Origin of the sequence: Goekera deserti, from assembly GCF_010685995.1 — a bacterium.
GTDB lineage: Bacteria > Actinomycetota > Actinomycetes > Mycobacteriales > Geodermatophilaceae > Goekera > Goekera deserti.
In genome coordinates this window covers 72,793-85,458 of record NZ_JAAGWK010000035.1, presented here as the reverse complement: position 1 = coordinate 85,458, position 12,666 = coordinate 72,793, and the positions used below count along the sequence as shown (strand labels likewise).

Annotated in this window: 12 protein-coding genes, 1 pseudogene and 1 riboswitch; of the genes and pseudogenes, 6 read left to right on the top strand and 7 right to left on the bottom strand. The window is 74.1% G+C overall.

From position 1 onward, the window contains the following. Positions 1-104: 104 nt before the first annotated feature. Positions 105-926: an HAD family hydrolase gene (locus G1H19_RS21125; RefSeq protein ID WP_162393555.1), complete on the bottom strand. Its 822-nt coding sequence runs from the start codon at positions 924-926 to the stop codon at positions 105-107. 90 nt (positions 927-1,016) lie between these two features. Further along, positions 1,017-1,146: riboswitch (SAM riboswitch) on the top strand. 12 nt (positions 1,147-1,158) lie between these two features. On the opposite strand from G1H19_RS21125, the gene thrC reads away from it, so the two are divergent. The 3 genes from thrC (at position 1,159) to groL (ending at position 4,706) form a co-directional block, all read left to right on the top strand. Next, positions 1,159-2,448, top strand: a complete 1,290-nt coding sequence (gene thrC, locus G1H19_RS21120) for a threonine synthase (RefSeq protein WP_152730790.1) — start codon at positions 1,159-1,161, stop codon at positions 2,446-2,448. A 70-nt stretch (positions 2,449-2,518) separates the two neighbouring features. Beyond that, positions 2,519-2,893: a hypothetical protein gene (locus tag G1H19_RS21115; protein ID WP_152730791.1), complete on the top strand. Its 375-nt coding sequence runs from the start codon at positions 2,519-2,521 to the stop codon at positions 2,891-2,893. Between the two features lie 181 nt (positions 2,894-3,074). Beyond that, positions 3,075-4,706 carry a chaperonin GroEL gene (groL, locus tag G1H19_RS21110; protein ID WP_152730792.1) on the top strand — a complete coding sequence of 544 codons (1,632 nt, stop codon included), beginning with the start codon at positions 3,075-3,077 and terminating at the stop codon, positions 4,704-4,706. Positions 4,707-5,031: 325 nt separating this feature from the next. Here groL and G1H19_RS21105 read toward each other — a convergent pair whose 3' ends face one another. Both G1H19_RS21105 and G1H19_RS21100 read right to left on the bottom strand, forming a co-directional pair. Beyond that, positions 5,032-5,637 carry a hypothetical protein gene (locus G1H19_RS21105; RefSeq protein WP_152730793.1) on the bottom strand — a complete coding sequence of 202 codons (606 nt, stop codon included), beginning with the start codon at positions 5,635-5,637 and terminating at the stop codon, positions 5,032-5,034. Further along, positions 5,634-6,032, bottom strand: coding sequence for a VOC family protein (locus tag G1H19_RS21100; RefSeq protein ID WP_162393556.1), 399 nt, complete (start codon positions 6,030-6,032; stop codon positions 5,634-5,636). Before G1H19_RS21100 ends, G1H19_RS21105 begins: the two co-directional genes overlap by 4 nt. Between G1H19_RS21100 and G1H19_RS21095 the strand changes: the two are divergent. After that, positions 5,995-6,720, top strand: a pseudogene (locus G1H19_RS21095) (DUF72 domain-containing protein); the annotation flags it as partial. The gene G1H19_RS21100 and the pseudogene G1H19_RS21095 overlap by 38 nt on opposite strands. Before the next feature lie 186 nt (positions 6,721-6,906). Here the strand turns inward: G1H19_RS21095 and G1H19_RS21090 are convergent. Further along, positions 6,907-7,902 (bottom strand): Gfo/Idh/MocA family protein, encoded by a 996-nt coding sequence (locus G1H19_RS21090; RefSeq protein ID WP_162393557.1) that lies wholly within the window; start codon positions 7,900-7,902, stop codon positions 6,907-6,909. 73 nt (positions 7,903-7,975) lie between these two features. On the opposite strand from G1H19_RS21090, the gene G1H19_RS21085 reads away from it, so the two are divergent. Next, on the top strand, positions 7,976-8,254 hold the full coding sequence (locus G1H19_RS21085) for a DUF4031 domain-containing protein (RefSeq protein WP_162393558.1): 279 nt from the start codon (positions 7,976-7,978) through the stop codon (positions 8,252-8,254). Here the strand turns inward: G1H19_RS21085 and G1H19_RS21080 are convergent. The 3 genes from G1H19_RS21080 to G1H19_RS21070 all read right to left on the bottom strand — a co-directional run bounded on the left by G1H19_RS21080 (position 8,223) and on the right by G1H19_RS21070 (position 11,933). Continuing rightward, a complete protein-coding gene (locus tag G1H19_RS21080) occupies positions 8,223-8,852 on the bottom strand; it encodes an HD domain-containing protein (RefSeq protein WP_162393559.1) in 630 nt (209 codons plus the stop codon). The genes G1H19_RS21085 and G1H19_RS21080 overlap by 32 nt on opposite strands. 29 nt (positions 8,853-8,881) lie before the next feature. Then, complete coding sequence (locus G1H19_RS21075) at positions 8,882-10,162, bottom strand: ArgE/DapE family deacylase (RefSeq protein ID WP_162393560.1); 1,281 nt, start codon at positions 10,160-10,162, stop codon at positions 8,882-8,884. 340 nt (positions 10,163-10,502) lie between these two features. Next, a complete protein-coding gene (locus G1H19_RS21070) occupies positions 10,503-11,933 on the bottom strand; it encodes a glucose-6-phosphate dehydrogenase (protein WP_235928389.1) in 1,431 nt (476 codons plus the stop codon). A gap of 176 nt (positions 11,934-12,109) precedes the next feature. Between G1H19_RS21070 and G1H19_RS21065 the strand changes: the two genes are divergently transcribed. Beyond that, positions 12,110-12,658: a DUF7282 domain-containing protein gene (locus G1H19_RS21065; RefSeq protein WP_162393561.1), complete on the top strand. Its 549-nt coding sequence runs from the start codon at positions 12,110-12,112 to the stop codon at positions 12,656-12,658. The last annotated feature ends 8 nt before the right edge of the window (positions 12,659-12,666 follow it).

Genomic DNA, 12,666 nt, shown 5'->3' with positions numbered 1-12,666 from the left:
CCCGCTGATTCGCCCGTGTCACTGCCACCCATCCCACCCCTCAGCTGGGGTGATGCAACGACCCCCTGACGCCGGGTGAGCTGATCAACGCTCGGCCCCCGGCGTCACAGGGAGGCGAGGACGGCCTCGGCCCAGCCCTCGCCCATGGCGCCGTCGGTGGCCGTGGCGTTGCCGATGCCGGCGATCAGGTCCGCCATGCCCTCGACCCCGGCGCCGTTCGCGGTCACGTACAGCCGGCCGACCGCCGGGGCCATCTCCAGGTCGCTGACGCTGTCGCCCACCGCGACCGCGTCCGCGGGCGGGATTCCCCGGCGGGCGAGGTCCCAGGTGATGGCCGCGCCCTTGGAGATGCCGCGCGGCATCAGGTGGTAGACCCGCGGCGGCAGGGCGGCCGGCTCCAGGCCCATCCGGGACGTCGCCGGGATGCTGCCGTTGTCCTTCAGGGTCAGCCACCCGGCGCCCCGCTCGGCCAGCCACGCGTCCACCGCGACCGGGTCGACCACGCCGCGCAGCAGGGCGTCGGCCGAGTGCGTGGCGTGCCAGGGCGCGTGCCACTCCAGCCGGCCGGGGTGCGCGGCGAGCAGCTCCTCGACAACGCCGAGGGAGGCCATCACCGACATCGGGGTGCGGCCGGCGTGCTCGGCGGGCAGGTCCCCGGTGAGCAGGTGGGTCTCCCTGCCGCCGTCCCAGCTGACCAGCGAGCCGAGCTCGGCGATCGACCCGTCGGCGGCGAAGATGCGCGCGGCCTCCACCAGCTGCGCGTGCGTGCGCCCGGACACCAGCACCAGGACGACGCCCGCCCGGTGCAGCTCCAGCAGGGCCGCCGCGGGCGCGCCGGTGGGCGTGCGGTCGGCGGTGTGCCAGAAGGACCCGCGCGGTCCGACCATCGTGCCGTCGAGGTCGGTGTAGACGATCCGGGTGCTCACCGGGCCATCTTGGACGGCGCCGCCCCGCCCGGGTGACCAGGGGTGCCGCCGCCCCGGGAGGCCGCTCTGCCGGTACAGTCCCTGGCGTTCCACTCATCCAGAGGGGCAGAGGGACACGGCCCGATGAAGCCCCGGCAACCGCTGACGCGCGTCCACGTGCGCCAGCAGGTGCCAATTCCGTCCCGCGCGGCTCGACGGCCCGGCGCGGGGAAGATGAGGAGGTAGTCGTCGGATGACCCTGACCACCGCTCGCCCCGCCAGCAGCACCCAGCCGGTACCCCCCAACCCCGCTCGGGGCCTGGTGTGCCGCAACTGCGGTGCCACCTTCGGGCTGATCGCCTCGCACGCGTGCGCCGAGTGCTTCGGGCCGCTGGAGGTCGACTACGACCCCGAGCTGATGCGCGCGGTCACCCGTGAGCAGATCGAGGCCGGCCCGCACAACATCTGGCGCTACAGCGCGCTGCTGCCGGTGGGCCAGGACCCGGCCGACCGGGTCACCCTGGACCCCGGCATGACGCCGCTGGTCAAGGCCGACCGGCTCGGCGCCGAGCTGGGCTTCACCGCCGACCTGTGGGTCAAGGACGACTCGGCCAACCCCACCCACTCCTTCAAGGACCGCGTGGTGAGCCTGGCCGCCACCGCCGCCAAGGGCTTCGGCTACCAGAAGATCGCCTGCGCCTCGACCGGCAACCTGGCCAACTCGGTGGCCGCGCACGCCGCCCGCAACGGCCTGCCCTCCTTCGTGTTCGTGCCCAGCGACCTGGAGCCCGGCAAGATCGTGCAGTCGGCGGTCTACGGCCAGGCACTGATCGCCGTCGACGGCTCCTACGACGACGTCAACCGGCTGACCAGCGAGCTCGCCGAGACCGACGAGTTCGAGGACGCCGCCTTCGTCAACCAGAACGTGCGGCCGTACTACGCCGAGGGCTCCAAGACGATGGGCTACGAGATCGCCGAGCAGCTCGGCTGGCGGATCCCGGCCCAGGTGGTCATCCCGATGGCCTCGGGCTCGCTGCTCACCAAGGTCGACAAGGCCTGGCGGGAGCTGGTCGCCGCCGGCATCGTCGAGGACACCGGCTGGAAGGTCTTCGGCGCGCAGTCCGCCGGTTGCGACCCGATCGCCACCGCCTTCGACAACGGCTGGGACGTCGTCAAGCCGGTCAAGCCGACCGGGATCGCGAAGTCGCTGAACATCGGCAACCCCGCCGACGGGCCCTACGCCCTCGACGCCATCCGGCGCACCGGCGGCTCGGTCGGCCGGGTCGGCGACGCCGAGATCGTCACCGGCATCCGCGACCTCGCCCGGACGACGGGCGTCTTCGCCGAGACCGCCGGCGGCGTGACCGTCGCGGTGCTGCGCCAGCTGGTGGAGCGCGGCCTGCTCGACCCGGCCGCGGAGACCGTCGTGCTCAACACGGGGGAGGGGCTCAAGACCCTCGACCCGCTGATGCCGGTCGTCGGCCCCACCCACCGGGTCGAGCCGTCGCTCAAGTCGCTGCGCGCCGCGGGTCTGATCGGCTGAGCCCTCGGTGACCGGGCCGCGACCGGGCCCGGGGACGCCGGTGCCCGGGCGGCGGTCCTGGCTACCGGCCGTGCTGACCGGTCACGCGCTGGCCACCGGCGCGCTCGCGGTCGTGTCGGCGGCACTGCTGCTGACCAGGCTGCGCGGGGACGGCGTCGTCCACCCGGCGTGGTCGGTCGCCTGGGGTGCCGCTGCCCTCGCCGTGCTCGTGCTCGCCGTCCGGTGGGTCGGCGTGCGGGAGCCGGCGCGACGCGGGTACCTCTGGTCCGCGGCCGGTGCCTGGGTGCTGGTGCCGCTGACCTGGACCGCCGCCCTCGTCGGGTCCCTGCAGCCGTGGGGCTTCATCGAGGCGTGGCTGTACCTGGGCATCGGCTTCTCCCCGGTGCTGCTGGCGCTCGCCGTGGCGGGTGCCGGGGTCGCGTGGTCGCTGTCCCCCCGCAGGTGACCCCTGCTTGCACTCGCCAGGGTCGAGTGCCAGACTCAGGGCTGGCACTCGGCAACCCTGAGTGCCAGCCAGGTCGGAACGGTGAGGCACCGGCGCGTGGACCACAGAGCGTCCACGACGTGGGTGTCGTCCGTCGCGGGCGCCGTCCGACCTCAGTGATCCACATGGAGGACACCACCACATGGCCAAGATGATCGCGTTCGACGAAGAGGCGCGCCGCGGGCTCGAGCGGGGCATGAACACCCTCGCCGACGCCGTCAAGGTGACGCTCGGCCCCAAGGGCCGCAACGTCGTGCTGGAGAAGAAGTGGGGCGCCCCCACGATCACCAACGACGGTGTCAGCATCGCCAAGGAGATCGAGCTCGAGGACCCGTACGAGAAGATCGGTGCCGAGCTCGTCAAGGAGGTCGCCAAGAAGACCGACGACGTCGCGGGTGACGGCACCACCACCGCCACCGTGCTCGCCCAGGCACTCGTGCGCGAGGGCCTGCGCAACGTCGCCGCCGGCGCCAACCCGATGAGCCTGAAGAAGGGCATCGAGAAGGCCGTCGCCTCCGTCTCGGAGTACCTGCTCTCGACCGCCAAGGACGTGGAGACCAAGGAGCAGATCGCTGCCACCGCCTCCATCTCCGCTGCTGACCCCGCGATCGGCGAGCTCATCGCCGAGGCGATGGACAAGGTCGGCAAGGAAGGCGTCATCACCGTCGAGGAGAGCAACACCTTCGGCCTCGAGCTCGAGCTCACCGAGGGCATGCGCTTCGACAAGGGTCACCTGTCGGCCTACTTCGTGACTGACACCGACCGCATGGAGACCGTGCTCGACGACCCGTACATCCTGGTCGTCAACTCGAAGATCTCCACGGTCAAGGACCTCCTCCCGCTGCTGGAGAAGGTCATGCAGTCCGGCAAGCCGCTGGCGATCATCGCCGAGGACGTCGAGGGCGAGGCCCTCGCGACCCTGGTCGTCAACAAGATCCGTGGCACCTTCAAGTCCGTCGCCGTCAAGGCGCCGGGCTTCGGTGACCGCCGCAAGGCCATGCTGGGCGACATCGCCATCCTCACCGGTGGCCAGGTCATCAGCGAGGAGGTCGGCCTCAAGCTCGAGAACGCCGACATCTCCCTGCTGGGCCGCGCCCGCAAGTTCGTCACCACCAAGGACGAGACGACCATCATCGAGGGCGCGGGTGACGCCGACCAGATCCAGGGTCGCGTGAACCAGATCCGCGCCGAGATCGAGAAGTCGGACTCCGACTACGACCGCGAGAAGCTGCAGGAGCGCCTGGCGAAGCTCGCCGGTGGCGTCGCCGTCATCAAGGCCGGCGCTGCCACCGAGGTGGAGCTCAAGGAGCGCAAGCACCGCATCGAGGACGCCGTGCGCAACGCCAAGGCCGCCGTCGAGGAGGGCATCGTCGCCGGTGGTGGCGTCGCTCTCGCGCAGGCCACCAAGGTCGCGTTCGACAAGCTCGACCTCGAGGGTGACGAGGCGACCGGTGCCAACATCGTGCGCGTCGCGCTGGAGGCCCCGCTGAAGCAGATCGCCATCAACGCCGGCCTCGAGGGTGGCGTCGTGGCGGAGAAGGTCCGCAACTCGGAGACCGGCTGGGGCCTCAACGCCGCCACCGGCGAGTACGTGGACCTGATCGCGGCCGGCATCATCGACCCGGCCAAGGTCACCCGCTCGGCCCTGCAGAACGCCGCCTCCATCGCGGCGCTCTTCCTCACCACCGAGGCCGTCATCGCCGACAAGCCGGAGAAGAACCCGGCCCCCATGGGCGGCGGCGGCGACGGCGGCATGGGCGGCATGGACTTCTGACGAAGGACCACGTCGCCCCCCACGACGCGCTCCGCGCGCCGCGGGTCCCTGCGACGTAGCCGTTCCAGCGCCACCTGCACTGCCCGACAGGGGCGGTCCCGCATCCGCGGGGCCGCCCCTGTCGGCGTCCCGCACCCTGTCGGCGTCGGCACGGTCACCGCAACCGGCCCTTCCCGCGGAAGTGGCCGTGCCAGACGGCCCTTTCCGCGGAAGTGGCCGTCCAGCGCGGCCGTTCCCGCGGAAGTGGCTGGTCGGAATGTGGTTGTTCCCGCGGAAGTGGCCGTCAGGGGCGGCCGTTCCCGCGGAAGGGGCCGTGGGAGGCGTGTCAGTCGACGGCGTGGCCGATGGCGCGCATGGTGACGCGCAGCTCGACAAGCCGCTCGGCCACCAGTTCGCCGGCCCAGCGGGCGTCGCCCAGGCCGTCGAGTGCGGGGGCCGGAGCCTCGCCCAGGTGCCCGAGCAGGCCGGCGACCCGGCCGAGCGCCAGCACCCCCGACGTCGCCGGCGGGTGCGGGCCCGGGGGTGCCGAGCCGAGCGCCCGGTCGGACGCGACGCGTCGGTGCTGGAGGTCCTCGAAACCGCGCGCGGCCCAGCGCAGCGACCAGCTGTGCTGCCGCCACACCCCTGCTGCGACCAGGTGGGACGACCAGTCGGCGAAGCCGAGGCGTCCGGCGTCCAGCCAGTCGAGCAACGAGCCGTCGCCCTCGTCGGCCTCGGCCGCGACCGCGGCCAGCCCGAGGGCCGCCGCGCGGTCGTGGTCCATCTCGACGGCGTCGTCGGTCTGCCGCAGCGCGCCGCCCAGCGCGAGGTCGACGACCAGCCCACCGCGCACCAGGTGGTCGTCGAACGTCAACCCGCGAGGCCGCCCCCGCCGTCCCAGGCACAGGGCAGCCAGCCGGGTGGTGACGAGCTCGGCCAGGCTCGCGGTCACGCGGGGTCGGGGGCGAAGACGCAGAACTCGTTGCCCTCCGGGTCGGCGAGGACGTCCCAGGTGATGCCGCCGTCCGCGGGGTCGTCGTCCGCCCCGGCGTCGCGGGCGCGCAGCAGGGTGGCGCCGGCCGCGACCAGCGAGGCGGTGTCACCGACGACGTCGTGGTGCATGCGGTTCTTGCCCGGTGTCGGGTCGGCCACCGGGACCACCCAGATGACCGGACCGTGCCCTTCGGGGTCGGCGATCGGTACCGGCCACTCCACCGGACGCACCCAGCCCTCCTCGTCCGGGGTGAGGGTGTCCCGGCGCACATGGCCCATCGCGGCGCACCACCAGTCGGCGAGCGACTGGTGGTCGATGGCGTCCAGGCAGAGGTCCTTGAAGCGAGCGGGCACGGGACCGATCTCAGCAGCCGGCACGGACGGCGTCCACCGGGGAACGCCCCCGGGCATGACGGTGCTCGTCGGGACGTCGGGATGGCAGTACCGCGACCGGCGCGGCCGGTTCCACCCGCAGCGGCTGCCGCAGCGGCTGTGGCTGGAGCACCACGCGCAGCACTTCGCCACGGTGGACAGCAACGCCGCCCTCTACCGGCTGCCCGAGCGCTCCACGTTCGAGGCCTGGCGTGCCCGCACCCCGCAGGACCACCGGTGGGCGGTCAAGGCCAGCCGGTCCCTCACCCACGTCAAGCGGCTGCGCGAGCCGGTGGCGCGGCTGGTCGACCGCGCGGCCGGGCTGGGCGACCGGCTCGACGCCGTCCTGCTGCAGCTGCCGCCCACGCTGCGCGCCGACCCCGAGCTGCTCAGCCTCTGCCTGGCCCAGTTCCCGCCCGGCAGCCGCGTCGCCGTCGAACCGCGGCACGCCAGCTGGTGGACCGATGACGTCCGTGACCTGCTGGAGCGATACGGCGCGGCGCTCTGCTGGGCCGACCGCGCCGAGGAGCCGGTCACGCCGCTGTGGCGCACGACCGACTGGGGGTACCTGCGACTGCACACCGGGCGCGACGGCTGGGGGTATCGCCTCGACACGCTGCAGGCGTGGGCCGACCGGCTGGCCGAGACCTGGACCGACGAGCAGGACGTGCTCGTCTACTTCAACAACGACCCCGGCTGCGCCGCCGTCGCCGACGCCATCACCTTCGCTGCGTGCGTGCGCCGGGCCGGCCGCACCCCGACCCGGGTGCCGTCGAGCCGGAGGCACCGGCGGCCTGACCCACGCCGACTCGGGTGGCGCAGAGGAACTCGCCCGTCGCACTCCGCCCGGGGACGGTCAGAGGACGCCGGTGGCCTCGGTGAAGCTGACCCCGAGCTGGCCGGCCGCCTGCTCCAGCACCTCCATGACCGCCACCGTGTCCGCCAGCGGCATGATCGAGCTCTCCGGCCGCCCGTCCCGCACGCCCTCGGTCACCTCGATCAGCTCGTGGGTGTACCCGGTGCCGGTCTGCGGCAGGGTGATCTCCTCGGGCTCGGCGCCGGCCCGGTGCAGCACGATGGTCTGCGGGTGGTGGAAGCGGGGCAGCACGTCGATCCAGCCCTCGGTGCCGAACACCCGCGCCTGGCCGGGCAGGGAGTTGCGCAGCGAGGTGAGCAGCGTGGCGGCCCGGCCGTCGGACCAGCCCAGCAGCAGCGCGGCCTCGGCGTCCACACCGGTGGGGAAGCGGGAGCCCGCGGTGGTGACCGTGTCCGGCGTGCCCAGCAGCATCTGCGCGAAGCTGACCACGTAGACGCCCAGGTCGAGCAGGGCACCGCCGCCGAGCTCCGGGGCGAACAGCCGGTCCTCCGGGTCGAACTCGCGGGCCACGCCCAGGTCGGCCTGCACCGAGCGCAGCTCGCCGATCGCGCCGTCGGCGACCAGCTCCCGCAGCCGCACCACCGCGGGCTGGAACCGGGTCCACATCGCCTCCATCACGAAGGCACCGGTCTGCCCGGCCAGCGCGACCACCTCGCGGGTGCCGGCGGCGGTCGCGGTGAACGCCTTCTCCACCAGCAGGCCCTTGCCGGCGCGCAGCGCGGCCAGCGCCAGGGCGTGGTGCTGCGGGTGCGGGGTGGCCAGGTACAGCACGTCGACGTCCGGGTCGGCGATCAGCTCGGCGTAGCTGCCGTGCGCGCGCTCGACGCCGTGCCGGTCGGCGAAGGCCCGCGCCCGGTCCAGCGACCGGGAGCCGACGGCGACGACCTGCGCGCCCGGCACGTGCGCGAAGTCCTGGACGACGTTCTCGGCGATGCGGCCCGGCCCGGCGATGCCCCAGCGGATGTCTGTGCTCACCCGCCCGACGCTAACGCCTGCGGTGTGGCCCGGTGCACACAGGGGAGCCGAGGGGACGGGCAGACTGGTGGGCGTGGCCGTGCTGATCGACACCCCGGTGTGGCCCTGGCGCGGACGGGTCTGGTCGCACCTGGCCAGCGACGTCTCGCACGAGGAGCTGCACGCCTTCGCCGGCGCCGCCCTGGGCATCCCGCGCCGGGCCTTCCAGGGCGACCACTACGACGTGCCCCAGGAGCTCTACGACCGCGCGGTCGCCGCCGGCGCCGAGCCGGTGGGGTGCCGGGAGCTGCTGCGCCGGCTGACCGGTGCGGGGCTGCGGGTCAAGAAGCCCCGCGGGCCCGCAGCAGGCTGAGCTCGGCGGCCATGTTGGCGCGTGCGAGAAGCGTCCACTCCTCGGCGACCTCGGGCACCCGGTACAGCCGGGGCAGCGCCAGCAGCTGCTCCAGCACCGCCGCGCGGCCGGCGGTGAACGTGTCGTCGTCCAGGTGCGCGTACTCCTCGCGCACCGCCGAGGCGTAGCCGGCGTAGGCCGCCGGCGGGCTGGCGAGCACGGCCAGGTCGGCGTCGCAGAGCACCGCGCCGTTGGCGTCGTCCGGCTCGGGGTCGTGCCCGGCGGTGAGCAGGACCAGCCGCCGCACCTCCGCGACCCGGGCCTCCTCGACCAGCCCGACCAGGCCGATGGCCGCCCGGTCGGCGCTGATCTGCTCGTTGTCGCGGGAGCGCGGGTCGTAGGAGACGTCGTGGTACCAGGCGGCCAGCCGGACGGCGTCCGGGTCGGTGGCGTGGGCGGCGAGGGCGTCGACCAGCCCGAGCACGGCCGCCAGGTGCACCAGGTCGTGGTAGCGCCGGTGCGGTTCGGTCCAGGCGCCGACGACGCTGGCCCACTCGGTGCGCGAGGTCTCCGAGTCCCCGGCCAGTGCCGCCCAGGCCGGGAAGTCCACGCCGCTCACCCGGCCATCATGCACCGGCGGCCGGTGGCTCAGCGCACCCCGCAGGAGCGCACGGCGAGCAGGGCCAGGGCGCGCGCGGTGGTGAGCACGTCGTCGACCGGCACCGACTCGCGCGGGGCGTGCGCCAGGGTCACGTCGCCCGGGCCGAACTGCAGCGTGGGGACGCCGGCGGCGGTGTAGAGCCGCAGGTCGCTGCCGTAGGGGGCGGCGCGCTCGGGGGCCGCGCCGCCGCCGACCTGGGTGACCGCGCCCTGCACGGCCGGCAGCAGCGGGGACAGCTGCGGCAGCTCGCCGCTGGCGAAGCTGCCGCCGATCCAGTCGACCCGGACCGGGTGCTCGGCCAGCCACGGGTGCGCGGCGCTGACCCGGGCGACGCAGGTCTCGAACGCCGCGCGGGCGCTCTCCACCGGCTCGCCGAGCCGCACCCCGTACCGGCCGTCGGCCACGAGCCGGTCGGGCACGGTGCTGGCCCACTCGCCGGACTGCACCCGGCCGATCGACAGCCCGTACGGGTGGTGGATGCCGCGGAAGCGCTCGTCGGTGTCGCCCTGGCGGCTGGACTCGAACTGCACCAGCGACTGGTACAGGTGCAGGAACAGCTCGACGGCGCTGACCCCGGCCTCCCGGGTGGCCCCGTGCGCGGCCCGGCCGGTGACCTCCAGCCGGAAGGTCAGCGCCCCGGCGTTGGCGGTGACGACGGCGCCGGCGGTGGGCTCGGGGATCACGCACGCGTCGCCCAGGTGACCGCGGGCCAGCGTGGCCCAGGCGCCCAGCCCGCCGTCCTCCTCGCCGACCACGCTGTGCAGCGCCAGCGGACGGCGCAGCCGCACCCCCGACCGGTGGACGGCGTGCATCGCGGCCAGCGCCGCGGCCAGGCCGCCCTTCATGTCGCAGGCACCCCGGCCGTGCAGCGCGCCACCGGACACCCGGGGCGTGTACGGGTCGCCGGGCCACAGCGCGAGCTCACCGGCGGGGACGACGTCGACGTGCCCGCAGAACACCAGCGCCGGGGCGGTGTCCTGCTCGTCGCCGCTGCCGGGCAGCGTGCCGACCAGGCCCCAGGCCTCTTCGCGCAGCACCTCCTGCCCGGGTGCGTCGTCGGCGGTGGCGGCGGCGGCCAGGTCGATCGACCAGTGGTCGACGTCGGCGTCGAGCTCACGCAGCCAGCCGCTCATCAGCAGCTGCACGTCGGACTCGGCTGCGGTGCCGCCCACCGAGGGCACCGTGACGAGGTCGCGCAGCCGGTCGACGGCCCAGGCGTCGTCGAGGGCGGTGAGGACAGCGGATTCTTCGCTGGTCAGCTCGGGCACGCCGGGAGCATGGCACGCAGATCGGGATCGGCGGGGGCCACGCGCGGGCCCCGCGGTGGCCGCCGCCCCACCCGTCCCGCCCGCCGCTCCCGGAGCAGCGTCGCGGTCCGGTGCCCGCGCGCGGGGGACAGCGGCGGGGGAGCGGGGGTACCCTGGGACGTGCTCGAGCCGGGCGATCCGTGTCCCCGGGCTCCACTTGGAATGGCCGCTGCGGAACACCGCCCTCCGGGGGTCTGGAGCCGCAGATGTGCACAACGCCGCGAGGCGACCGGCGTCCGGCTCGGGTCCCACGTACGCAGCAGCCCCCGTCCAGCGGACGGGGGCTGCTGCGCGTCGCGGGTCAGTCGCGGTTGCGGCCGACCACCCAGCTGCACGGGCCGGGCAGCTCGTCGGCCGCGACCGGGCCCCACGAGCCGCCCGGGTAGGGCTGCACCGCGGGCGGTGAGTCCAGCAGCGGCTGGGCCACCCGCCAGGTGTGCGCCAGGCCCTCGCTGGTGGTGAACAGCGAGCGGTCACCGGTGATCACGTCGTGGATCAGCGACACGTACGGCGGCAGCGGGTTGCCCCCGGCGATGTCCTTGAGGTCCAGCGTGGTGGTGGCCGGCGCCAGCGACAGGTCGGGCCCGGGCAGCTTCGCGATCAGCTGCAGCGACAGCGAGCCGGCCCCGGACAGCGACAGCGACACCACGTTGCCGTGCCCGGGCACGGCGGCGACCGGCCCGTCGGGCTTGCGCAGCACCAGGCTCACCCGCTGCTCGCTGACCGCCATCTTCTTGCCGGTGCGCAGCAGGAACGGCACGCCGCGCCACCGGTCGCTGTCCACCCACAGCCGGGCGGCGACGAAGGTGTCGGTGCGGGAGTCGTCGTCCACGCCGTCGATGTCGGTGTAGCCCTGGAACTGGCCGAGCACGACGTCCTCGGGTGCCAGCGGCCGGAACGCGGCGAGCACCGCCTCCCGGGCGGTCTGCAGGTCGGCCGGGTCCAGGCTGGCCGGCGGCTCCATCGCCACCTCCGCGGCGACCTGGAACAGGTGGGTGACCAGCATGTCCAGCGTCGCGCCGGTGGCGTCGTAGAAGTCGGCGCGCTGGGAGACGTCCAGGGTCTCCGGGACGTCGATCTGCACCTGGCTGACGTGCTCGGCGTCCCAGACGTGCTCGAACAGGCCGTTGGCGAAGCGCAGCACGTGCAGGTCCTGGGTGCCCTCCTTGCCCAGGAAGTGGTCGATCCGGAAGACCTGGTCCTCGCCCAGCACCGACAGCACCAGCTCGTCCAGCTCCCGGAAGGACTCCGGTGAGGTGCCGTAGGGCTTCTCGAAGACCACCCGGGACCCCTCGGCCAGCCCGTGCTCGGCCAGACCCGAGACCAGACCGGCGAAGGCACCGGGCGGGACGGCGAGGTAGTGCACGTACTGCGCCTCGCCCTCCAGCTCGTCGTTCTCCAGCTCCGACAGCACGTCGAGCAGGCTTCCCGGGTCGTCGGAGGCGAAGCCGCCGCCGGCGAAGCGCAGCCGCTTCGAGAAGTCGGCCCAGGGCCCCTCGTCCGGGTGCGGCCCGAACTCGGTCAGCGCGTCGTGCACCCGGGCGGTGAAGTCCTCGTGCGACACGTCGCCGCGGCCGTTGCCGACCAGGTACCACTCCTCGGGCAGCAGCCCCTGCTGGGCGAGCTGGAAGAAGGCGGGCAGGACCATCCGGCGGGCGAGGTCGCCGGTGGCGCCGTACAGCACGAAGATCGTCGCGGGCAGGTCGTTGGTCGTCGTCCCGGTGTCGGGCACGGCGCTCCTCTCGGGTGGGTCCCGCCGTGGGCGGCGGGGCGGGTGCTCCAGCAGGACTTCTTCCCCGCACCGACCGGTGTACCCCTCCCCGCGGCGTCACGGGCGGCCGAGTCCGCATGAGAACCGCCTCATGATCGGCTCATCGTGGGCACGCCGACACCGACCACGATGGGTGCATGACCCGCTCACGCCTGCTCCTGTCCGCCACCGCCCTCGGTGGGGTCCTGCTGCTCTCCGCCTGCGGCTCCGACGACGGCACCGCGACGGCGTCCACCCCCTCGTCCTCCGCCGCGACGTCGGCCGCACCGGCCCCGTCTGCCGTCGGCGGCTCCGACCCGGCGGCCGGCGGGGGCATCCAGGCGGCCGCCGACGTCGAGTTCGAGGACCAGTCCGGCGCCGGCGACAGCGCCGTCGTCGAGCGGGTGTCCTCGCCCGACGGCGGGTTCGTCGTCGTCACGATCGACGACGACGATGACGACGCCCGCGAGGACGCCGGCGCGGTGCTCGGCGCGACGCCGGTGCCCGGCGGCACCACCACCGACGTCGTCGTGCCGCTGGCCCCGCGGCTGGACCGGGAGACCGACCTGGAGGCCACCCTCCACGCCGACACCGACGGCAACGGGGCCTTCGACGCCGCCGTCGACCAGCGCGTCGCCGAGCCGCAGGACGGGGACGACGACGAGGACGACGAGGTCTCCGACGACGCCGAGTACACCGTCCGCTGACCTGCCCG

Excerpts from the sequence above, each read along its gene's own strand:
- thrC (WP_152730790.1), top strand. The coding sequence starts at position 1,159 with ATGACCCTGACCACCGCTCGCCCCGCCAGCAGCACCCAGCCGGTACCC.
- groL (WP_152730792.1), top strand. The coding sequence starts at position 3,075 with ATGGCCAAGATGATCGCGTTCGACGAAGAGGCGCGCCGCGGGCTCGAG.
- G1H19_RS21065 (WP_162393561.1), top strand. The coding sequence starts at position 12,110 with ATGACCCGCTCACGCCTGCTCCTGTCCGCCACCGCCCTCGGTGGGGTC.